General features: G+C 36.8%; 22 protein-coding genes and 2 pseudogenes. 7 read left to right on the forward strand and 17 right to left on the reverse strand.

The annotated features are described in order from the left end of the window. Positions 1–78: 78 nt before the first annotated feature. From CYJ36_RS24835 to CYJ36_RS13620, 6 genes and pseudogenes are all read right to left on the reverse strand, one after another. Positions 79–180: pseudogene (locus CYJ36_RS24835) on the reverse strand (DNA-binding response regulator); the annotation flags it as partial. A gap of 80 nt (positions 181–260) precedes the next feature. Next, positions 261–2,558 (reverse strand): histidine kinase, encoded by a 2,298-nt coding sequence (locus CYJ36_RS13600; protein WP_101567813.1) that lies wholly within the window; start codon positions 2,556–2,558, stop codon positions 261–263. A 38-nt stretch (positions 2,559–2,596) separates the two neighbouring features. Further along, a complete protein-coding gene (comX, locus tag CYJ36_RS13605) occupies positions 2,597–2,758 on the reverse strand; it encodes a competence pheromone ComX (protein WP_101567814.1) in 162 nt (53 codons plus the stop codon). Between the two features lie 16 nt (positions 2,759–2,774). Further along, on the reverse strand, positions 2,775–3,689 hold the full coding sequence (locus CYJ36_RS13610; protein WP_219621104.1) for a polyprenyl synthetase family protein: 915 nt from the start codon (positions 3,687–3,689) through the stop codon (positions 2,775–2,777). Between the two features lie 235 nt (positions 3,690–3,924). Next, complete coding sequence (gene degQ / locus CYJ36_RS13615; protein ID WP_101567816.1) at positions 3,925–4,065, reverse strand: degradation enzyme regulation protein DegQ; 141 nt, start codon at positions 4,063–4,065, stop codon at positions 3,925–3,927. A gap of 242 nt (positions 4,066–4,307) precedes the next feature. Next, a complete protein-coding gene (locus CYJ36_RS13620) occupies positions 4,308–4,535 on the reverse strand; it encodes a hypothetical protein (protein ID WP_101567817.1) in 228 nt (75 codons plus the stop codon). 154 nt (positions 4,536–4,689) lie between these two features. Between CYJ36_RS13620 and CYJ36_RS13625 the strand changes: the two genes are divergently transcribed. Beyond that, a complete protein-coding gene (locus tag CYJ36_RS13625) occupies positions 4,690–5,067 on the forward strand; it encodes a hypothetical protein (protein ID WP_101567818.1) in 378 nt (125 codons plus the stop codon). Positions 5,068–5,098: 31 nt separating this feature from the next. On the opposite strand, the gene CYJ36_RS24840 is transcribed toward CYJ36_RS13625, so the two are convergent. From CYJ36_RS24840 to CYJ36_RS13635, 3 genes and pseudogenes are all read right to left on the reverse strand, one after another. After that, positions 5,099–6,046, reverse strand: coding sequence for a methyl-accepting chemotaxis protein (locus CYJ36_RS24840; RefSeq protein ID WP_374702814.1), 948 nt, complete (start codon positions 6,044–6,046; stop codon positions 5,099–5,101). After that, a pseudogene (locus CYJ36_RS24845) lies at positions 6,041–7,078 on the reverse strand (cache domain-containing protein); the annotation flags it as partial. The gene CYJ36_RS24840 and the pseudogene CYJ36_RS24845, both read right to left, overlap by 6 nt. A 92-nt stretch (positions 7,079–7,170) precedes the next feature. Then, a complete protein-coding gene (locus tag CYJ36_RS13635; RefSeq protein ID WP_101567820.1) occupies positions 7,171–7,773 on the reverse strand; it encodes a pyroglutamyl-peptidase I in 603 nt (200 codons plus the stop codon). A gap of 488 nt (positions 7,774–8,261) precedes the next feature. On the opposite strand from CYJ36_RS13635, the gene CYJ36_RS13640 reads away from it, so the two are divergent. After that, positions 8,262–8,993: a cytochrome P460 family protein gene (locus tag CYJ36_RS13640; protein WP_101567821.1), complete on the forward strand. Its 732-nt coding sequence runs from the start codon at positions 8,262–8,264 to the stop codon at positions 8,991–8,993. Between the two features lie 102 nt (positions 8,994–9,095). Then, the gene (locus CYJ36_RS13645; RefSeq protein ID WP_101567822.1) at positions 9,096–9,785 is read left to right on the forward strand and encodes a DUF4405 domain-containing protein; all 690 of its coding nucleotides are present in this window, start codon (positions 9,096–9,098) and stop codon (positions 9,783–9,785) included. A gap of 115 nt (positions 9,786–9,900) precedes the next feature. Here CYJ36_RS13645 and CYJ36_RS13650 read toward each other — a convergent pair whose 3' ends face one another. Beyond that, a complete protein-coding gene (locus tag CYJ36_RS13650) occupies positions 9,901–10,818 on the reverse strand; it encodes an AraC family transcriptional regulator (RefSeq protein ID WP_101567823.1) in 918 nt (305 codons plus the stop codon). A 380-nt stretch (positions 10,819–11,198) separates the two neighbouring features. On the opposite strand from CYJ36_RS13650, the gene CYJ36_RS13655 reads away from it, so the two are divergent. Further along, the gene (locus tag CYJ36_RS13655) at positions 11,199–12,050 is read left to right on the forward strand and encodes an aldo/keto reductase (protein ID WP_101567824.1); all 852 of its coding nucleotides are present in this window, start codon (positions 11,199–11,201) and stop codon (positions 12,048–12,050) included. A gap of 138 nt (positions 12,051–12,188) precedes the next feature. Here CYJ36_RS13655 and CYJ36_RS13660 read toward each other — a convergent pair whose 3' ends face one another. Further along, on the reverse strand, positions 12,189–13,058 hold the full coding sequence (locus CYJ36_RS13660; RefSeq protein ID WP_101567825.1) for a metallophosphoesterase: 870 nt from the start codon (positions 13,056–13,058) through the stop codon (positions 12,189–12,191). A 168-nt stretch (positions 13,059–13,226) separates the two neighbouring features. Then, positions 13,227–13,784 (reverse strand): YkoP family protein, encoded by a 558-nt coding sequence (locus CYJ36_RS13665; protein WP_101568135.1) that lies wholly within the window; start codon positions 13,782–13,784, stop codon positions 13,227–13,229. A gap of 148 nt (positions 13,785–13,932) precedes the next feature. Between CYJ36_RS13665 and CYJ36_RS13670 the strand changes: the two genes are divergently transcribed. After that, on the forward strand, positions 13,933–15,051 hold the full coding sequence (locus tag CYJ36_RS13670; protein WP_101567826.1) for an MGDG synthase family glycosyltransferase: 1,119 nt from the start codon (positions 13,933–13,935) through the stop codon (positions 15,049–15,051). Between the two features lie 124 nt (positions 15,052–15,175). After that, a complete protein-coding gene (locus CYJ36_RS13675) occupies positions 15,176–15,346 on the forward strand; it encodes a hypothetical protein (protein WP_257962481.1) in 171 nt (56 codons plus the stop codon). 401 nt (positions 15,347–15,747) lie between these two features. Here the strand turns inward: CYJ36_RS13675 and CYJ36_RS13680 are convergent, their stop codons facing one another. The 3 genes from CYJ36_RS13680 to CYJ36_RS13690 all read right to left on the reverse strand — a co-directional run bounded on the left by CYJ36_RS13680 (position 15,748) and on the right by CYJ36_RS13690 (position 19,391). Beyond that, a complete protein-coding gene (locus CYJ36_RS13680) occupies positions 15,748–16,650 on the reverse strand; it encodes an aldo/keto reductase (RefSeq protein WP_101567828.1) in 903 nt (300 codons plus the stop codon). A gap of 121 nt (positions 16,651–16,771) precedes the next feature. Continuing rightward, complete coding sequence (locus CYJ36_RS13685; protein ID WP_101567829.1) at positions 16,772–18,010, reverse strand: EAL and HDOD domain-containing protein; 1,239 nt, start codon at positions 18,008–18,010, stop codon at positions 16,772–16,774. Between the two features lie 109 nt (positions 18,011–18,119). Next, the gene (locus tag CYJ36_RS13690) at positions 18,120–19,391 is read right to left on the reverse strand and encodes a helix-turn-helix domain-containing protein (protein ID WP_101567830.1); all 1,272 of its coding nucleotides are present in this window, start codon (positions 19,389–19,391) and stop codon (positions 18,120–18,122) included. Between the two features lie 141 nt (positions 19,392–19,532). Here CYJ36_RS13690 and CYJ36_RS23680 point away from each other — a divergent pair, with 141 nt between their 5' ends. Beyond that, positions 19,533–19,673 carry a lipoprotein gene (locus CYJ36_RS23680; protein ID WP_180850322.1) on the forward strand — a complete coding sequence of 47 codons (141 nt, stop codon included), beginning with the start codon at positions 19,533–19,535 and terminating at the stop codon, positions 19,671–19,673. Between the two features lie 155 nt (positions 19,674–19,828). Here the strand turns inward: CYJ36_RS23680 and CYJ36_RS13695 are convergent, their stop codons facing one another. Together CYJ36_RS13695 and CYJ36_RS13700 are read right to left on the reverse strand one after the other, a co-directional pair. Then, positions 19,829–21,082 carry a S8 family peptidase gene (locus tag CYJ36_RS13695; protein ID WP_101567831.1) on the reverse strand — a complete coding sequence of 418 codons (1,254 nt, stop codon included), beginning with the start codon at positions 21,080–21,082 and terminating at the stop codon, positions 19,829–19,831. A gap of 426 nt (positions 21,083–21,508) precedes the next feature. After that, entirely contained in the window at positions 21,509–22,261 is a 753-nt protein-coding gene (locus tag CYJ36_RS13700; protein WP_101567832.1) for a class I SAM-dependent methyltransferase, read from the reverse strand. Between the last annotated feature and the right edge of the window lie 376 nt (positions 22,262–22,637).

A 22,637-nucleotide genomic window follows, 5' to 3' on the forward strand; every position in this document is an offset into this window, starting at 1 on the left:
TAGGGTGTTTGTCGAAAAATATTTTTTTGACATCCCACCAACGGGTCAAACCGTTGATATATCAATATTTATAGAGGGAGGATTCAGGTAGGATACCCTCACATCAGAATCTGTTTCTAATATCGCTTTCGTGCCCTCTCTTACTGCTGGATGGTCATCCACAACCAATACATGTATCATGCTATCAACCTCTCTGCCTAGCCATCTCTTTCTATTTTATAAAAAAGACTTGGCACATGCCAAGTCTAAACTATAAGCAATTAAATTTCGACAACAACTTTAAAGCCATTGCCCATTGACGTTTCAATATGAAGCGATCCATTTAATGCTTTTACTCTCTCAGTAATTCCTGATAGACCCATGCTCTGCTGATTGGAATAGAGTTCGCTTTGATCAAAGCCAACACCATCATCTTCATAATGCAAGACGATTTTGTCTTTTATGCTCACAAGCATGATCAAAACATTTTGTGCGCTGGAATGCTTCTCCGCGTTCGTTAAAAGCTCTTGAATAATACGATAGAGATTTAATTGTGTATCAATATCCATAGATTTGGAAAAGTTGCCGGTATTCAGCCGCACACTAAACGAAGCAGACTCATTATATTGAGATGCCAGCTTATTTAGCGCCTTGACTAAGCCTAAATCATATAGAAGCTGCGGACGAAGCTCCTGGCACGTCTCCCGCGTCGTCTTGATGATATTTGTCATTGAACTGTTCATGTCCTGAAGCTGATCCCTGAAAACAGTAGGAGCCATTTCAAGCTCAGCTAAGGCAAGCTCGCATTGTCGCTTTAAAGATATTAAGTCCTGAAGAACAGAATCGTGCAAATCTTTAGCCAAGTTGGACCTCTGCTTCTCTTCTATTGAGAAAAGCACTTTCGTTAACCATGCAGGATTGCTTCCTTCACGCTTAATCTTTTGCAGATGATTCATCAGCTCTTCTATCTTAAGAAAGTTCTCAAGAGAAATGTTCGTGTAAAATGACAGCGTCTTTAGCCACGAAATCTCATCCCGATTCAGCCTTGGCGTGTTCAGCATCGATAAACAAAGCATCACATAGCTTCTGTCATCTGTTTCCCCTACATTAATCACAAATCCGCGGTCGACCTCGATAATTTTGCCAATTTCCGTCGAAGCTTTCTTGATCTCTTTTTCGTAAGATGAATAATCTGTATCCTTCATATTTAAATCGACAGACACAATGGTTTCATTCTTATCCACTTCGACAAAATTCGCTCTGCTCACAAGCGACACTTCCGTAATCACCCGCTTCAGCTCGCCTATCACATGATCAAGCTTGCTTGCCTTCCGAATGCTCTGCGTATATTTAAAAATACTGTCCTGATAATTGTACTTCTCTGAAAAACGTTTGAAGCGGAATCGGAAATCCAGGATTTCTTTAATATAGAACACAATTAACATGGTGATGTATGTAAAAATTGAAAGTTTTATCGGGTAAAATGTTGGGTTATTTTCTTTAACTAATATTGTAATTGCAACAATAACTAAAGTTGGCAATACTGCTAAAAGGGAGTAATAACGGACTCTACCCAATAAAAATTCAATGTCATAAATTTTCGTAGCCATAAACTGATATACCAAAGAAAAAGGAACCAGTAATAAAAATGCTGAAAGAACAGTAGGTGGAAATATATATTTATTAAGGAAAATAAATGGCAAAATATACAAAAATACAAATGGAGAAAATGCAATGATGTTGGTAATAATCAAGACTTTAACCAAATATTTTTGATCTGAATATTTGACTTTTCTCAAACCATACAGCTTCAAAACGAATGTTAGAATAATTAAAATGAAAAAAGTAATGAGATTTAGACTTTTAGTAATATGATAGGCAAAAAGCAGATAGTCTAAAATATATTCAACTAAGATGTTTACAGCTACAGCAATATATCCAGCAATAATAAATTTTCTGGAAAATAACTTTTTACCTAATTCGAGAAAATATTTATAGATGAAATTTAAATAAAGTACAGGAACCAACAGAAAAAGGGAAAGATTTATATATCTGCTGAATAAATCTCCCCTGGATGAACCACTTGCGCTAAAATAAGCTGTTGCTATTGTCAGTAAAAATAAATTCAATAAATAGGCTGATTGAAGGTTTAAGTCTCTATTGCTTTTAAATACAAAATAACTGCAGAAAAGACAGAGTCCATATAATGTTAATGGAATTATCAACATAAAAAGACTTTGATTATTAATAATTGTGTCTGAAACTTTATATGATATTTTTTCTCCATCTCTCAAAATGGTCATATGATCCACTTGCTCTAATACACCATAATTAGTAGAAGGAAAGTGCTTTAATGCATCTTTTCCATTAACATTTAATACAATATCACCTGGCTGAAGATTAGCCTTTATTGACCAAGTATTCGGCTCTACAGCTGTAACAACCAGTTCTTCTTCCTCATTAATTCTTACCGTTGCTCCCAAGTAAGGATATTTCACATTGATATATGCAAAATAAACAGTGAGTATAAAGCTGATCACAACAATTACTAAGTAAACTTTGTTAAGGTTAAATTTCATATTTTTCACCTATTTATTGAATTAGAACTATTAAAATCTTACCACCAGTACATATTCGTCGTTCTAGCCGTGTTCAATAGTCCTTCTACTAATCCTAACACTTCCTCGACATTTTTCACACCTAGTAAACTAGCTTCTCCGCTTGCTACTTTTTCTACGACCTCCGGATTTTCTACTAAAAAGTTTACGATTTCTTGCATGGCTTAATCTCTCCTTTTATTTTTCATTTTGATTTATGATCAAATGAGACTTTAGAAGCTCAATTTGATTTTCGTTTAATGGAAGATCCCCAAGTATGCTTGTCGCCTTCTGAATGGCGATCTGCTTCATTACATTTAAATAATGGACAACTCCAGATTGTAACAATTTCGATTTAAATGCTTCAATACTTCCGAAATGATCAGCAAATCCTTGTTTGCTGGAAATAAATTCGCTTAGTTCTTTGGAATGGTCGTTAAACCCTCTGTTCAGATAAAGAAGGGCCAAGGACTTTTTATGAGCTGCAAGGTCATTTTTATGTACATGGAATAAATCACGATAATCATTTTCGATTTGAGCAGCCAGTCCTATTTGGTAGGAATACTTTTCTATGCAGTCCAATCCAACTCCATCAGCGAGCATGGCTCCTGTGAGCGATGCTAAAGCAATCAGGGAACCTGATTTTTTTTCAATCATGGAGATGCACTCGTCTTCAGTGGAGATTTCATTTTGAAGATCAATATGCTGACCTTCCATTGCTTGCAGGGCAAAACGCTGAAACGTGCTCATGATCTTCCATTTGTGTTCACTTGATAACTCGTGCAGCATTTGAAGACTAATTGTATACATGGCTGTAGCGGCATTTAGAGAGAGAGATGGATTTACTTTCATCCATGGCTCTTCAAAGTTATCTAGGTCTTCTAGATCATCCAGGATGTCGAATGATAGCGCCAATAGCTCAACTGCTGCTGATAGATGAATAATCTCTTTATCTTCTCCTCCAAAAGCGGTGTAGTGCAAATGCGTCAATTGACTGAATGGGAACGTTTTTTTCGTTTCTGCGAACGATAGGATAAGCTGCAATAACTCTTTGTTCGTTATAGATGAGGAAATCACAGCTTTTAAGCTTTGAATGAGATCTTCATAGTCCAAATGTAGTCTAATTGCAATCACCCCTTCGCAATTATATTACAATATTCACGACCAATTGAGTAGATATAAAACAATCTTTTTACATAAATATAAAGTATTTAACAGTATTTTGAAATAAATCCACAAAAAAAGACCCGGCTTTTATAGCCAAGTCTTATGACACGTTTATAAAGGAGTATTTAACAGCATTTTGAAAAAATTCCGCAAAAAAAGACCCGGCTTTTATAGCCAAGTCTTATGACACGTTTATAAAGGAGTATTTATCATACTTATCAATGCTTTTATTAATTGATCTCAGTGACTGCTTCGTTTCCTGAATTTCTTTCTCAAGACGTTTCAATAATTGAGTAATTTCTTCAATGTTGTGTTTTTTCATCGTTTCCACACTCCTCTGTAAAAGATCAAATTTTGCATGGTTAACGAAACACTTGTTTTGATCTTCCTTACTTCAAAGTTTATCGGAAACGGAAATTAATTTCACCGAAAAGAATGCGAAATTATCTATGCGTGATACCGCAACTATCGCAATAGTCCATTATATCTGTTTTTCTACCCAATTTTAGGTGATTCTATCTTCATAATCCCGAAAAAGAAAAAGGCCCCTTTATCAGGGACTTATTACTTTACAGCTGATATCGTTTGTAAATAAATAGATTGCGCTTCACTCATCGCGATCTTTGTCAGCTCATCTCTTTTTTCAATTGGGCCGTTAAATTCTATGGTGTAGTCCAGAATCCCTTGTTCAGACAATAAGCACTCCATCTTAACCGTACACTCATCTTGGATAACCGAAAATACCGCAACCGTTTTATCATCCAGCACATATATGGATGGCTGCACACGCATAAAGAATAGAACCCCCTCATAAATGTAGTCTTACACCTATCCGTATTCGACAAATAGATCCTAATCCCTTCAATTTCTTACCATTTACTCGAATAACACGAACGAGATCTCCTACATATATATAAGAAACAAATTCTCTCGGAGGTGAAATTCTTTGCGGGTGCAGCGACACCATTTCTCAATGCCTTATTATCCATGGTTTTATGACCCTTTTCCATATGAGCGTTATATTAGCAGACCATTTCCAGAAGTTGATTCAAGTCAATTTGTTCATTCCGCCTCACAGATGGATGGATTGATAGCTGACGCAAAAAAACTAACGAGCTATCTTTCAGCTTCAAAAGAACAATCCAAAATGATAATTGCAGCTGCACAGAAATCAAACAAACCATTAGTCATCAAACTTTTGCGGGCTTCCGGTATTGTAAATGAATTAGATACAGAATTTAATCCTGACGGAATGCGGGTTATTTTATTTTATAAAAATCCTGACTTAAAATGCTGTAGTTTAATTTTAGTTCTGCGATGGTAAAAAGGATGACGGAAAACGTCATCCTTTTTAATCAAATTTTAAACTTTTTAACGAGCTCCTGAAGCTGCTTTGTAGCTTCACTTAGATTTTCCGCGGAATCTGCTACCGTTTCGAGAGCTCTAAGCTGCTCATCTGTTGACGCATTCACTTCTTCTGCTGCTGCAGCAGATTGTTCTGTTATAGCTGAAATGCTGACAATCGATTCAATCACCTGCTCTTTTTGAAGATTCATTTCTTTCATGTCCTCGGTGACCGTTGAGATTGAATTTGCAAGCTCTCCCATCATCATAACGATGGTTTGAAAGGCTTCACCTGAATTATGAACAGCTTGGTTTTGTTCATTGTTCATTTCCTTTGTACGCCCCATTGCTTCAACCGCTTTTAATGATTCTTTTTGGATGCCGAGAATGGTCTCAGTAATTCTTCCAGTAGCTCTCGCTGATTGCTCTGCAAGTTTTCTTACCTCATCAGCAACTACCGCAAATCCTCTTCCGCTTTCACCTGCACGAGCTGCTTCAATGCTCGCATTCAGAGCAAGCAAATTCGTTTGATCAGAAATGGCTGAAATAACAGTCACAACTTCTTCTATTTGCTTTATTTTTCCGGCAAGGTCTGTTAAAACACTTTCTACAGAACCGAGCTCATTGTTTGACTCAGCAGATTTTAGCTGCAGCACATTTAATTTTTCAAGTCCGTCATAACTTGCGTTTTCGGATTTTATGGATAGTGACTGAATATGTACAATTGATTCATTCACCTTATTAATTTTCACCGAAAGATCATTTGTGCGTTCATTCATATTTTCAACATCAGTTGTTTGCTCAGTTGCTCCTCTTGCAACATCCTCCATTGCCCCTGCAACCTGCTCACTCGCAGCCATTGTTTCTTCTGAGACCGCACTTAAATTTTCTGCGGATTCAGTTAGCGTTGTGACAGAGAGGTCTACTTCTTCAATCATTCTTCTCATTTCTGCTACCATGGTATTAAAGTTTCCTGCTAATGCCCCTACTTCATCCTTGGACGAAACGTTTACCGCAACAGTTAAATCCCCTTCCGCAACTGCTCTTGCAGTTTCCCCAAGCTTAACGATTGGCCGTGCAATTGACCTTGATACAAAATATCCAATCACATTCGCAATAACCAGTGCAGCAAGTGTAATCAGCATACTAGTGAACGAAACTGTATTTGCCGTTTCCATTAAATCACTTTGCTTATAAACAGCCCCTATTTTCCAGTTTAAACCATTTATTGTTTCAAAATAAAGCATTCGGTCGTCTGATTCAAATTCAAATTCTACTAATCCTTTTTCTTCTTCAACAACCGATTTCATAAAATCTAATTTTGATAAATCTTTACCTTGTTCTGTCGGATGCGATAATGCGATTCCTTTTTGGTCAAGCAAGAACGAATAACCGCCATAGCCAACTTTGACACTATTAACAATTTCATTTATTGCTTCTAAGGAAAGATCAAATGCTACAACGCCAATTACTTTATTATTTTCCACAACGGCTTTAGCCCCTGTAACCGTGAATGATCCGTTTGTGGCATCCTCATAAGGCTCAGTCCAGACGACCTTGTCCGGACTATCTTTTGCAAGGATGTACCATGGTCTTGAAGTAGGATCAAAATCAGCAGGAAGATCAACCTCAGGCTCTATATAAAGGGACTTATCTTCGCTGCCTACATAAATTAAGCCGACTCGATCATTTGCTTCAAGAAAGGTTTGAAATTCTTGAGCAATCATACCAGCGTTTTCGCTTTTTGGATCATTTAATAGACGGTTTATCTGATTATTGCTTCCAAAACGTGTCAAGTTTTTCTCATAATCCCGTAAACTTATTTCAATATTGCTTTTCAGCTGCTGAACAATACTTGTACCATTCTTCTTTGCCTCATCATTCATTTCAGATTGAAGATAAAAATAGGAAAATAGCTGAACGGATGCAAGCGAAACAATAAGAATAAGTGCTAAAAATAAAGTGATTTTAATCTGAAGCTTTTTAAACATTTTTCATTCCCCCGTATTTTCTCTGTATAGGGGTTATATCGTCACGATCTTTTCAATTATTTATCCTTTATTAAAAAAGAAGGTCGTTATTTCTATGCCAAGTCATCAATTAAGCATACAATCGCATCCGTTAAATCACGTTGTGACCAGCTGGGCATATTTCCTGCTTCTACAGCAAGATCATGTGAAGCCGGGAGGTGAATAAATCCTGCAGGTACCTTACTGTTTGCTTGTTCGAGGTAGTGCAAAGTCTGATACATAAGGTAATTGCACAAATAGGTGCCAGCCGTATTTGATATAGCTGCAGGATATCCCTTCTTTAGAAGACCCTCACAAAACGTACGAATCGGCAATGTGTTAAAGTAAGCTGCTGGTCCATCCGATTGTATCTTTTCATCATGTTTTGCAACACCTTCATTGTCTGCTTCTCCATCAGCACAATTTATAGTTACTCTCTCTGGGGTTATTTTGTTTCTTCCAGCGGCCAGTCCGAGGAGCATGACAGCATCAGGTTTTTCATTCTCTAGATGCATAAGGCATTGCTCCCAAGTTTTTGCAAACTGTACTGGCAGTACCTTTCCGCATACTTCATATTTTCCAATCGTTCGACCGTCCAGCTCTCTAACAATTTCAGCTGTTGGATTCAAAGTGTAATGCAAAAAAGGTTCAAATCCAGTCAGCAATAGTTTATTCATTCAACTTTTCCCCCTTATTTAGGAACTCGAATGCAATGATTATATCAGAAAATTCTAATTTATCGTAATTGATAATAAGTTTCCCTTCTGTTCAAGCTAATTCGCAAATGAATTAGACCTGTTTTTTCTTGTTATATCAACGTTTCGAGGTGATTTAAATGGTTTTTATCCACTTAATTAGGTTAGCAATTAGCAAGCGTGATTTTGTGAAACTAACAGGCGTATAACTTTAATTTTTATTGTGGCAGGATTGGGCAACCATTTGAGAGGAATAGGATATCGGTCGTTTTTTCATTTGCTGCATAATAAAAAAGCCTCTACTTTTTCTATACTATTATTCTGTTGAAAAATAAAACCCAAAGTACTTGATGAAAAAAACATAAGCAGCTAGTTCCCTTTGGTAAATCAGAATTTATAACCATAAATACAGCACCACATCCCAGATATCGAATCAATACAAATACGAAAAATTGTAGGAGGAAAACAATATGAAAAAACTATTATTTCCGTCCCTTGCATTGGTGATGTCCCTCACTCTTACTGCTTGCAACAGCAATAATGACACAAATGGGATTTCTAAACAGGAGCCACCGGGTGACACCTCACAGCAGGAGAAGTCTGAGTCCAGTCGTGAACTTGTTCATTTCCCTGAGAATTACGATAAGGGTGTGAACTACACGACTGTGAATCGAGGAAATGTCAGAGAGGAGCTCTACACGAGCCAGGAAGCAATCAAAGCGGTGCAGAAAGATCAGCCAATCCCTGACGGCACCGTAATCACTCTCGAAATCTATAGGGATGAAGAGCTTGATGAAATCTTCGTGATGGAAAAGCGCGATGGCTGGGCAGATCAGAATCCTTCTGAGATGCGTAACGGCGATTGGCTATACCAGGAATTCAATGGAGACAAGTCGGTGGATTACGAGGAAGACATCGGTCGCTGCTTTTCTTGTCACGCCAATCAGGAGGGGGATGACTTCGTAAACACGTTGGATGAAATGAAGAGATATGATCTTGAAGATTTTACAGGATCAAAGGACAGCAGTACAGAATCTCAGATTGCAGGTATCCCTATAAATCACTGGGAGGTAAAAGCGGTAGACGATAAGTTCGAAGACTCGCGGGATATTTTACATGGAAATAGCTTAATGGAAGATGAAGAAAAAGCGGGGATTATCCAGAAGGTTCTTTTGATGATCCATTTTAATCAAGAGAAATAGAGGATTATTAAGTTTTTAAACGGGATATGGATATATTCACCAATGAACCGTATCAACAGAGACCCATCCAGGTATTAAATATATTAGAAAGAGGAGAACTTCTTGAATCGAAATATATTAATCAGGCTGGTTATTGATCTTTCAATGACAGTTCTGTTGTTAGTTGCAATGGCTTACCATATTACCGGAAATATCATCCATGAACTAGTAGGAGTTATATTGTTTTTGTTGTTTATTGCCCACAATACTTTAAATCGACGATGGTATAAGATGATTTTTAAGGGAAAGCACAATGTGCGACGTATTCTGAGCATTGCGGTCAATTTGCTTTTTCTTGTATCTATGGCTGTAGTGATGCTAAGTTCTGTGCCAATTTCCCGTGACATATTTGCCTTTATTCCTATAAACAATAACATGATTTTATTACAGATACATGTGATGACTTCATATTGGGGATTTATCTTCATGGCAGTGCATATAGGTATGTCCTGGGGAACAATTATTAATGCAGTACGAAAGATGACGGGAATTACTGGCACCAGCCGTATCCGCACAATTGGTTTGCGTGTCATAGCGTTGTTGATTGTTGTTTATGGTGTGCAAGCTTCTTTCGAGAGAGAGATGTTTTACAAGTTAACGGTATATAATCCATTCGGTTGGAACATTGATAAGTCCTCTATGGGATTTTTAATAGATCATCTATCCATCATGGGAATATATATTAGCGGGACTCATTATGCTCTGAAATTTGTTCGGAAGCAGGATAAAGCTATGGCGTACAAAGATAGGTAAATTGCAGAAAGAAAAAGTGCATTACTCCGGGATTAGTTTAATGCACTTTTTTATATTATTTAAAGTGTAGCTGCCACTATATTTAATACATAGAATGAACCCACGTAAAGCGGAATCAAGCTTTTACCCTTTGTTCATACTGCTCCCTCAGGCGCTTTATATCTTCTTTTGGCGGTAAACCAAACATGCGTGAATATTCACGGCTGAATTGTGATGGACTTTCATATCCTACCTGAAATGCAACATCTGCTGCATCTGCTGATTCGGATAATAACAAGCTTCGGGCTTGTTGAAGTCTCATTTGTTTTTGGAATTGAATTGGGCTCATCAAGGTTATCTCTTTAAAGTGCCGATGAAGTGAAGAAATACTCATGTTTGCTATTTCCGCAAGTTCCTCAATCTTAAAAGACTTTTCATAGTTATTCATGACATGTTCAATCACGTCACTGATTTGATGGGTAGAACTTCCTTCTATTGCTATTTGTTTCAGCATACCCCCATGTTCTCCTTGAAGAACCCTATAGATGATTTCTTTCACGATTAGAGGAGCAAGTATCTTGATGTCTTTCGGAGTATCTAGCAAACGAGCTAATCTTGTTACCGCGTCTAGCAAAGATGGCTCTATTTTGCTGACATACATACCTCTTTTAGCATTTTCCTTTTTATCGACTCCCATTTGGAATTCTCGTAACACCTCAAATATTTCACTCGGTGTAAATTCAAGTTTGAGAGCAAGATAAGGCACTTCGGAAGAGGCTTCCGTGACTTGTCCGGTAATTGGCAGGTTAACGGATGCAACAAGGTAATCGGCAGGACCGTACCTAAAGAGCTCCTGTGACAGCAATACCTCCTTCATCCCTTGAACGACAATGCATAAGGAAGGCTTGTGAATCCCGTAATTTGGTCCAGTATCATTAGAATAACGCGAGAAAAATAAAGACGGAATAGCAGTCATTTGAGAACCGTCCCGACCTGTGTGACCCTCTATGATTTTGGCGAGCTCAACTCTATGTCTGTGTAATTGTTCAAACATAAAACCCTCCTTTGTTTTCTTCATCCGTGATGGTCCCATTATAAAGCTAATTCACTTTCTGAGTAAATGGTTGTGAGAGGATTATGCAATCATTTGATATGATTGTGATACCAGGAGATATTTCATTTATTGCATAATAAGGAAGTCGGAAGTTTGTTTAATTATTTATTAATATGTTTTCGCAAAACCTTCAAATTATCCGATAAAGGAGTTGATTGAAAACCATGAATAACACATGGAAAATTTACATGCAAAGTCTTATCAGCTTCTTAGTTGGCACGTCACAATTTGTCATTAGATCGCTATCCGGCAGGTTCAGATCTCGAAAAATGAGCGGGCTAATAAATATCATTTAATAGTGAAAAACAGGAGGATTTTTTATGCAAAAAGTAATTTTGAACAATGGTGTTGAGATGCCTATACTAGGCTTTGGTGTTTTTCAAATGAATGATCCAATAGAATGTGAACAAGCAGTTTACGATGCTCTTATGGCAGGCTATCGTCTGATTGATACAGCTGCCTCTTATTTAAATGAAGAAGCAGTGGGCAGAGCAATTAAACGGAGTGGTGTACCAAGAGAGGAATTGTTCATTACAACAAAACTATGGGTTCAGGATACTGGTTATGAGAGCACAAAGAAAGCATTCGCAAAATCACTGGAAAGACTGCAACTGGATTATTTGGACTTGTATTTAATACATCAGCCATTTGGTGATGTATACGGTTCTTGGCGAGCGATGGAGGAATTATATCGGGAAGGTAGAATCAAGGCCATCGGAGTGAGTAACTTCCATCCAGACCGCTTGATTGATTTAATCATTCATAATGAAGTGATTCCTGCTGTAAACCAGGTTGAAACGCATCCTTTCAACCAGCAAATAGAAAGTGCTCAATTCATGAAAATGAATAATGTGCAAATACAGTCTTGGGGACCTTTTGCTGAAGGTAAAAATGATATCTTCCAGAATGATGTGTTAGTTTCAATTGCGAAAAAGCATAATCAATCCGTTGCTCAGGTGATTTTACGTTGGCTGACACAAAGAGGAGTCGTTGTCATTCCAAAGTCTGTTCGCAAGGAAAGAATCATCGAAAACTTCAATATCTTTGACTTCGAGTTAAGCCAAGAAGATTTGGAGAAGGTTTCGACATTAGACACCAAACAGAGCTTGTTCTTTTCACATAGAGATCCTGAAATGGTGAAATGGATCAGTACAAGGAAACTAGATATTTAATTATCCAACAAGCATTACTTATTATTTAGTAAATCCCGTCATTTCTTATGGAGCAAAAGAAAGCTTAATTTTATTTTCCTTTAGAAAGAAACTTCATTATATTTAATAAAAACCACCCAATCATATTCCAAGGGTGGTTTATACTGCTTCCACAGTTTTTCCTATATTTTTTGTAAATTCCTCTGAAGCCGATGCAAGAATTAAATTGTGAATCGTAATCTCAGGGCGGCTCCCTATCCGAATATTCACTCCGGTTTGCCCTAAACCTTCACTTATATAAAACGGTTTTCCATCGTGATTATGCAAACCTTTTACCATGTTCATCCGAACTAATTTCCCCATTTTAATTAAATGATATGGTTTTGGCCAATGAATTTGTCCACCGTGAAAGTGACCAGAAAGCAAGTAATCAAAATGATAGTTTTTCATGCTGAGAACTATATTCGGATCATGCGTTAATACAAGATTATAGCCATTTAAAATTCCACGATATGATTTGTCAATCTCACTTCGATTTGTACTAAAGTCATCGATCCCAATAATGTTCAATCGCTTGCCATTAATCATGAGTACATCATTCTGGTTTTGCATGGTTTTACATCCATATTCCTCTAATGTTTGCTTTAAATTAAGGAAATCGGGATGACTCAGTACATAATCATGATTTCCAAAAACCGCATATATACCGTGCTTTGGGTTTAATTCATTAAACACTTTTAAATAAGGAACTAACTTTGAGATGCTCCGTTTTCGGTCTAAAAAATCACCTGTTAAAGCAATTAAGTCAATCGATTGATTACGAAGACTTTCATATACTTTTTCTGGAGTAATCGATATATTTTCAAGATGCATATCGGAAATATGCAATACGCGAAACCCTTTTGAATGCTCAGAATTAACGTTATTTATTGAAATATTGTTAATCAAAACAGTTTGAGTATTTTTATAACCTTTATAAAATAATAAAAATATGAAAATCGCAATAATGAGTGGTAACAAAATAAACAATTATATCCCCTCCTCCTAACAATTATAGGCAAAAGAAGGGGATATTGTAACCTGTAATTAATGGAGATACTTCCAGTGACAATATTTCTACACTAACTGTCATAATCATTTCAATGCACTCAAGTGAATCACTTTCTGACAATTAAAACTCTGCTGTTAGACATTCTCTTATATATTTCCGTATTTTTCTAATAAGGATTTCTTTGACATAAATAAGTAGTTTGGAGATGGAATTTTTTGCTCTTTTGTTGATCGTTTTGTTGTAGATATAAAATATATAGGAAAAAGTGCCAATTGTTTAAAGCGATTATAAGCGGGACTCAAAATAGTGAAAATCTCAAATCCTAACCTTGTACACCCCTTGTTAAGCAAGGTTATACCAATAATCCCCTTAATCTCATCTGCATCTTTATGCTGGTAAACATAGGACGCTAAATGAGGTAATGATTCTTTTACCCTTTTATATAATATCATTGATTTTCTTAGATCATTGTTAACAGTCAGGAGCTCTTTTAATAATTGAACATTATGAAGATGAATTTTCACGAGGACATCATTCTTTTTGATCATGGTTCCATCTGATAGAACCACTTCACGGCCTTTGTAACGTGTCAGCCTTACTCGGAATATAGTGGGCTGCTCTTTCGTTTTTAAGTATTGCAAACGAGTAAATGAATAGTACAAAGGGTCTAATATACTCCAAGCTGAAAGTATATAAAGCCTTATTCTCATAGATCTTCTCCTTGTAAATGATTTTAACCTTTTTTTATTGTTGCAAAGCTTCCTCGCAAATATGTTGGAAATTAGAGGGTGGGTAGAATGATTCCTCGCGAATAACACAAACTACTTTAAAAAAGAGCGAGGAAAATTTTTTATGATAAGGGTACTTTTCTTGCCATTCTTGCAGATATCCTCTGGTCATCATCATGTAGCAGATGGAATGATCGAATCCCTATCCGGAAAAAATGGCTTATTTGACTGTGAAAAAATTGATATTTTATCTTACCGTTTTGGGAAAATAGAAGCTTTAGTGTCATCAATTTATTTAAAATGGATCCATCACTTTCCTAGGTTGTATAGCTGGATATATCGAAAATCCGTTTATGAAAATGAAATGGACCATAATCGATACCGCATGTATGAACACTTGTTTTTACTTTCGATGGAAAAATTAATTGAAGAAAAAAAACCTCACCTCATAATATGCACACATGCTTTGCCTTCTTATTTGCTAAACCAATTAAAAAGAAGGAAAAAGCTTACGATTCCTGTCATCAATGTTTATACCGATTATTTTATTAATCACATATGGGGAGTAGATGAGATCGATTATCATTTCGTCCCAAACATAGAATCTTTGGACTATTTAAAAGACAGAGGTATTGAATCAGAGCGGATTTTTGTAACTGGGGTACCCATCCATCCAAAGTTAAAGGAACAGAAAAAGGAAACAAAAGAACAAAACCAATACACGGTACTAATTTCAGGAGGGAACCTCGGCGTAGGAGACATCAAATCATTTATTCAAAAGCTTCATCCGACAGATGATATTCATTACCGGGTTTTATGCGGGCAAAACAAAAATCTTTTTCAATTTATTACTGAGATGAAGGATCCAATGATTATTCCATTATCATACATTTCATCAAAAGAGGAAATGAATCAGTTGTATCATGAGGCGGATGCGATTATAACGAAGCCTGGCGGAGTCACAATAAGCGAATGTTTATTTAAAAGAATCCCCATTTTTGTGTATCATGCCTTGCCTGGTCAGGAGGAAATTAATTTATGCTATCTGAAAAAGCAAGGCCTCGTGTTTCAATTAGAAAATTGGAATTCACAATCAAATCTTGAAGAACAAATACTATCCATTTTGCTTTGCGAACAACATCAAAACTCGTTAAATGAACAACTTAATGCCTATCATCAACATCTATCAAGGCATGATATATCAGTTTTGATTAAAAAAATTTTAACTACGCATAGAATATAGGCCATGTCTGATTACTAATTGTTTTGGCAGCATACACCTTAATTTTTAAGTTTTTTTTAGCCAAAATATTAAAGAAAGGGAACGAACAAAATTTGAAAATAAGGTGATGCAGATGAAGACAAACATGGATAAAATTTTACCGGTTTTCGCTTCAGTTGGTGTAGGTATTGCAGCTTATCAAATGATGAATGGCAATGGCGGAAAAATGAAAAATATGATTCCACTTGCCTCAAACATGATGGGAATGGGGACTGGGATTGAAGGGCAGATTCAACAACCGTCTGGAAATCAGTAACGCTATGTATTAAAGTAATCCTTTATGGATTAAAGATTAATGAATTGCACGGCGTTCTCTGGGATATTCTTTACACTCATTTGGGTAATGAATTTCACTGAAGAACGCCTTTTTAAAGCGGGATTGAGTGCGATAGCATCTTTGGCTACTCAAACCAGAGAGAGGAATCATTTCTGAGTTTATCCCCTAATTAAGAAATGATTGGTATTAAGCAATCGTGGGCTTTAATGGAATAACTTTTAAAAAAATTTGCAAGCTCAGTTCAATAAGGACTGGGTTTTTGTGTGCAAAAAAACACCGCTAAAAGCGGTGCAATTTAATGTGTGAATCCTGGTGTTATTTCTAGTGCTAAATAGGGAATGATTTTGAGATTTCCCTCCCAAAACCGAACTTTCAGTAACCTATGCGATCTCCCGTCCCATTGCAACTTGAAGGATATCAAACCATTGGTCTCTTGTTAATGTCAGGTCCAATGCTTTAATGGCAGACTCGATTCGGTTCATTTTACCAGAACCAACAATCGGCATAATGTTTGCCGGGTGGCTGAGCAGCCATGCGTAAAGGACTTCATCAATTTCCTTTGCGCCGATGTCTCCAGCAATTTTCTCAAGCGTATCCCGTAAATGCTTCGCTTTTTCATCTTCAGCAGAGAAAATAGCTCCCCCTGCAAGGGGAGACCATGCCATCGGAGCGATTCTTGCTTCTTGGCAAAGATCAAGTGTTCCATCCTCAAAATTCTCAAGGTTATAAGCAGATAATTCAATTTGATTCGTGACTAAAGGAAAATCCAAATAGGATTGCAGCATTTTAAACTGTGAACGTTTAAAGTTTGATACACCAAAATGGCGGACTTTGCCTTCACTTTTCAATTGCGTGAATGCATCTGCTACTTGCGCTGGATCCATGTATGGATCTGGACGGTGAATAAGCAGAACGTCTATGTAATCGGTTTGAAAGTTTTCAAGCGAATGCTGTACTGACGCAAGAATATGTTCTTTACTCGTATCATACGATTTAATGCTGTGTTCTGGACGATTGTCAGAGACAAGTTTAATGCCGCATTTCGTTACAATCTCCATGCGTTTTCGGAGCTCTGGTTTTAATGCAAGAGCGTTGCCGAATTTTTTCTCACATGTATAATTACCATAAATATCCGCGTGGTCAAAGGTCGTAATACCAGCCTCTAAGCAATCCTCGATCAGTTTAACAACGTCCTCGTTTGACATCTTCCAATCAGATAAACGCCATAATCCATGAATAATTCTTGAAAAAGATAAATCTTCTGTAAGCTGTATTCGCTGCATAATCATTCTCCTCTCACTCCAATATTAAACGGAATCTGTTTTTTTTCAAAATCATAGGGTTTTCATGCGGATTAGACTCGTTATCTGGATACGAAAATACAAAAAGAGAAGATTGCTCTTCTCAGCTAGTATGTGCAATATCCATGTCATGACTTAATAAGTTATTTGACCATTGTATGGCTTCCATATAACATTCAAAAATTTCTTCAGATGATAATGGAAGATCTTCAATTTTCCAATTGGACTTTTCGATTTGAATGGTCCACTCGAAAACCTTACGAATGTCATTATCTTTTCCGTTTAGAGCTTCCCTGATCTCATCTGACAAAGGCAGCTCTTTTAACACTTCGTCCAAATTGCGATGCAGCAGTGTATCCATCAGTGAAAACATACCTGCCAGCAAATATAAGGAAGCCTCTTTTCTCCCTGTTTTGACAGACAGCTGCTCACACACCTTAGCTCGAATCAAGGATAAACGTATCACTTCCTCTTGGATCGGATCATTTTTCCTGCTTAGGTTTTTGATGGATAAGATATATATCCACTTCTTAATTTCGTTTAATCCAAGCAGAACAATAGCCTGTTTTATAGATTTAATTTTATTGCGCGGCCTGAATGCAGGTGAATTGATTAATTTTAAAAGCTTATAAGAAAGTGACAAATCATGTTCAATCTGTATGGATATTTTATCAATATCTGGTTCTGTTTTCGAAAGCTCCTCCAGGATTTGAAAATAAGACTGTACATATATAGGAATATCATAGCTTGAGAGAACGACCGGCTTACTGAAAAAATACCCTTGAAAGTAGTCATAGCCGTCCCTAAGGGCAATCTCATATTCCTCTCTCGTTTCTACCTTTTCTGCTAAAAAGGAAACACCATATGATTTATATCTATCCATAATTTGCTTTCTTTTTTGCTCAGTTGTATTCAGAAAATCAATCTTAATAATATCAATCTTTTTTAATAGTTTTGGCAGCAAATAGTAATTTTCCTGCAGATTAAAATCATCTAAAGCAATCGTATAGCCCAGTTCTTTTAAATCGGTGCAAATCTCAATAAGCTCTTGGCTGATTGGAACATCTTCTAAAATTTCGACAACGATTGAACGGGGATTAAAATAACTTGGCAATTTTATTTTCAGCAAGCCCTCTGTGAAATTAATAAAACACCTTTTTCCTTCCGAAAGCTCATCAAGACCAATATTAAGAAAACTATTAATAATAACATCAGTTGTTGCTTCATCTCCATCAATCAGAGGAAACGAATTACTGTTATCTCCGTTGCGGTAAAGCAATTCATATGCAACACTTTGTCCTTTTCTATTAAAAATCGGCTGCCTGGCAACGAAAACTTTCATACCCTCACCCCTTTGCCCTATATCTTCTCAGTACATTTGAACTAATACATTGTACATGAAAGAAGGCAGTGATTGTGTCGAAATATGTAGTCTATGGATCAATCGAAATTTACAATTTCAGGTATTTCTCCAGCAGATAAAAAAGCGTTTTTTCATTTCGGGATATGTATGCAATTTCAGCCATTTTTTTTAGAACATCTTTTATTATCATGGATTCTTGTATTTTTCCTGTATTGTCCAAGATTTCATGGTAACACCTAAGTGCTTCTTCCTGATCGTTATTGCGATGATGCATATCGCCAATAAGACTGATGAATTTATATTTCAGATGGCTGAATTCAGTTGAGTTGATCTTCTGGAATTGTTTATATGATTCCAGCACTTTATCATCCTGATTTGCCTCGTAATATGTTAAGGCAAGTTCATATAAAGTATTTAATATCCCTTTTAAATCATCCATTTTTATATATATTTCATGTGCTGAAGCAAGGTAGTTCATCGCGCTGTCAGCATCCAGCAAATACCTGCTCAGGATGCCAAGATTGGTGTAAGTACCTGCCAAATTTAATTCATCATTTGTTCCTTCAAAAAAGAGAAGAGCTTTCGCATAAGCCTGACTTGCATTTTCATAATCGTTCATACGTCTGAAGCATAATCCTAAAACCATGTATACATTGCCTGTATGATAATAAATATTTGTTTTGCTGCTGAGCCCAATCGTTTGTTTTAAAAATCGGATGGCTGAATAATATTCTCCTTTTTTTGCATGTGCGATTCCAAGGTTATTTAATAAAGAAATCTTTTCTACTCCAGATGCTTTATGCGTGATTGAATCATCATATGCTTCATTTAAATAAGAAAATGCTTTTGACAGAAGGTTTTGCTTAATCAGCAGATGGACGAGATGATTGCTTGTTCTCAGCCGGTCAGCTGTATACTGCAGGCTGCAAAACAATTCATAGCTTTTTTCATATGCCGCAATCGCTTCTTCAATTTGGTGATTTACTTGTTGATGGATTTTGCCTTTACAAAAATAATATAGCGCCAGATCACCTTGATTCAGTGATTCTATATTTTTAGTTAAGTCATTCAGGAGTTCTTCTGCGTCAGCAAACTCATTGTTTACGACTGAAAATTCCAGATTGGTAAGTGCTTTTTTCAGATCAAACGAAAGCAATGATTTGTCTTCTTCCTCAAAAAAATCATGAATATCACATTGCAGTCTTTCGCTGAATTTTAACAGCAGTTTATATGATGGCTGAACCATTCCTTTTTCAAGCTGACTAATATAGCTGCGGTTGACGATACCAGTTGCGAGCTCATTTTGAGTCAGTTTCTGTTTTTTTCTCAGCTGTCTTAATTTCATCCCAACGGTATTCATACTGAGCCTCCTGAAAATTTACTATTTATGTATTGACAATAATTAAAAGAATTGTATATATTTGAATTGTCAGTCAATTATAACAAAATGTTACCGCTTTTAAAATGTTAAATTACAACAGAAATATGGGAGGTAATGGGGATGAAGAAAATTAAAATGCACTTATTATTACTTGCTCTTGGCACGGCGATTATGTTAACTGGCTGCTCAAAAACAGAAGCAAACATTCAAACGGCTGATGAAGAATGGCCAAGAATTGTAAAACCTGCCCAATTCGCTTAATTTCCTGCTCTTTACACACTTCAATTCTGCACTTGTATTTACTCTATTAAAACATATTTTCATAGCTGCGAACCAAATTTTGTATTTTAAATTATATAAAAAAAGAGCTTCCTTTAATTGAAACAGGAAGCTCTCTTTTATTATTCCACAATCTGTTATTGTACTCTGGCAAAACCAAAGCCTGAAGCATGGTCATCGCCTGTTGCTGCGCCAATGCCGCCTTTGATGTCATAAAGCTTTGCACGTCTTTGAAGCTCAGCACGAACTTGTACGTTGCTTTGGCTTTTATTTGAAGACCAAATTTTCGCTGCTAGCCCTGAGACATGTGGAGTAGCCATTGATGTACCGCTGATTGTGTTGTAGCCGCTATTAATCCATGTTGATTCAATGCTTGCTCCTGGAGCTGAGATTTCAACATCGCGTTCACCAATAATATAATCGCCATCTGTTGCAGAGTTTCCGCGTGAAGAGAAATTCGCAACCCGATATGTGCCGTTTTGCTGAACGTTTTCAAGAGCGGCTACAGCTACTGCATTGACAAGTGCTCCAGGATATCCGATCGTGTTATTTCCAGATCCTGAGTTCCCCGCAGCAGCAATGACTAATGCACCTTTTCCATATGCGTAGTCAACAGCGCTAGCTATTAAACTATCTTTAACGCTTGATCCTAGAGACATTGAGATAATAACTTTTGAACCTGTACGCGTTCCTTCGTCCGCTGCATGTCTGATTGCTGCTGCAATATCATCTGAGTAGCCCGAACCGCTGTCTGTTAAAACTTTATAAGCCCAAAGCTCTGATTGCGGGGCAACTCCATATATCCCCATTCCATCTGAACCGCCATTAGCAAGAGCTGTTCCCGCTACATGTGTTCCATGACCATTCCGGTCTGTACAAGATCCATTCGTATAAGGACTGCCAACTGTGAAATCCTTACATTGTTCTGCGTTTTGTGATAAATCAATATGACTTGTTTGTACACCTGTATCAAGGACTGCAATTTTTATGCCGTCTCCTCCAGAAGTAGATGTAAGAGAGCTATTATTATAGATTGCTTTAATTCCCCATGGTGTTCTAGTGCTTGGAAGCGCCATCGTTTTAATTGGTTTGCCGGCAGCTACTTGAAGTGTTGAAACCTTATCTACCTTAATTTTGTCGTTTTTTATCAATGCTTCGTATTGCTTGGCAGTGACTGTTGTGGTAAATCCATCTTTACCGAAATCCCTGCGGACTTTGTGACTTTTCTTAATTTTGACTTTCTCTGTATCCGCACCTTTAATCACGACCCGAATGGAATCCTGTTTTAAATCTGTCTTTGCAACATCTTGTGCAAAAGTGGTTGTCCCAAACATTGAAAGACTCATTGATAAACTTAATACAGCAGCTCCAAGCACCTTACTGATCTTCATTTCATTTCCCCTCTCAAAATGTTAGTGATATATAACTTTTATCATGAAACAAAATCAGTATATATTAATTTAACTATTTTTCACAATAATCTAAATTAACTAAAATTTTTTAGAAAAATATATGCTAAATGATATGAGTTTTCAGTACCTATCACGCTAACAGCCTGTTTTTCCGGTAATTATCGTACAGCATTTGCAAAAAAACTCGAATTTTATTTATTGTCTGTGACAATTGGAAGGGCGCTTACAAAGTTCGTTTTCTCATAGATTGTTGTTTTGGCTATAAAATTTTGTCCGTTTCTTTCCGCTGCAGTCACTTGCCTTCCGCTACAATCCACTTATTGATTTTACTATTTCTAAAGCAACAAACTTAACGATAACAGGCCTAACAAAAAACCATCCCGCAAACAGGATGGTCAAGCGAACTTATTCTTTTATTGCCATGATTAAAAAACGATGTGACGTAAATTCAATATAACCTCGGGTTTCAATCTCATACTGAATATCGAGTAACTGCTGTTCGTACTTATCATATGAAAACCCAGGGATTTGCCAAGGTATGGCTTTTAAATAGTAAAGGATTGCGCCAATGTCATAAAATCTGGTTTTCGGAAATTGTTCTATTGCAGCTGCAGCCCGGAACCCCTCTTTTTTCAAGCCTGCTGCTGCCGATTCAAGATTCCAGCCATTGTAAATGCATTGATCAGCATGCAAGCGCTCGTTTAAATCAGCCATATCTGATCCACCGACTTGCTGTGTAATGAACAATCCAGAGGGTTTAACAATTCTTTTCACTTCATTCGGATCAAATGACTCATGTTTATTGATCACCAAATCAAACTCATCTGATTGAAAAGGAAGTGCTGCATCATTTACAAAAGACAGTACTTCGACACCGAGCGGTTCAAGCTTTGCTTTTGCAAGAGGAATATTTGGCTTGTACCCTTCTGTGGCTGCCATTCTGCGCGGAAATGGATAAAAAGAAGATAAATATTCTCCTCCCCCTGTCCCCATGTCGAGAGCTGCTTCAGCCTGTCTTAAATGCGGAAGAGCCAAAGAATAATAATTCCAATTCAATGGTTCAGAATCCATTCTTCCACTTTCCGTAAGATATGAAAAATTCCAGCCTGAAAAAGTTGATGATTCCAGATCTTTTATCCAAAATTGTAAGTTGTTCATCCAATTCATTCCTCCAAGTAATTAATCTGCAGCAACTCATACTAATGGAGGATCCTTATTTCGGCTGCGATTTTACGATTCACCTGAAAAACTCATCGGCTTTTCTCCTCTTTTCATCTGAATAGTTTAGTTAACTATAGCAAAAAATGAAGTGGAAGTGTGAAAAAATGGAAATAAATTGTACTTTAAGAAGTCAGTCGACAAATTAAGACAAAAGTTGCATTGCTCTGGCGGAAACAAACAAGATATGATTAATTTTTATGACTGAGATCGCGAGGTATATGATGAGAGAAGACCGATCATTTGCAAAAGGCTGTTTATACGGAGTCATCCTATCAATACCGATCTGGATGCTTATATTTTATCTTATAAATAA

It is taken from the genome of Bacillus sp. UMB0893 (genome assembly GCF_002858905.1).
Lineage (GTDB): Bacteria > Bacillota > Bacilli > Bacillales > Bacillaceae > Bacillus_P.